The 251-nt window shown below is 59.4% G+C and carries 1 protein-coding gene; it reads right to left on the bottom strand.

The window, feature by feature from the left end; all coding sequences use genetic code 11:
• The coding region (locus BK660_RS32840) for a hypothetical protein (protein WP_221178672.1) at positions 1–211 on the bottom strand (211 nt) is incomplete at its 3' end.
• Positions 212–251: the final 40 nt, after the last annotated feature.

Consider the following 251-nt stretch of genomic DNA (forward strand, 5'->3'; position numbering starts at 1 on the left):
CCATGGGGCAATGAATTCGGCCCGATGATTGAGGACGGCGTTCGTTGTGCGCAGGCGTGGCTTGACGGCTCATCACTACCGCTATGGTGGGCACTGGCGCAAAACGCGAAAGCGTCATCGCCCAGGCGATTCCCGGGAAGCGTTCGAGGCCGGTTTTCTGCTGCGCTTGCAGCAGACGCTCATCATGCGGCGTGAAGCCGCCACTTCCCAATCAACCAGCTTTGATGCTTGAGGCTGTACTTGACGTCTGA

The organism is Pseudomonas brassicacearum (assembly GCF_003732265.1).
GTDB classification, from domain to species: Bacteria; Pseudomonadota; Gammaproteobacteria; order Pseudomonadales; family Pseudomonadaceae; genus Aquipseudomonas; species Aquipseudomonas brassicacearum_D.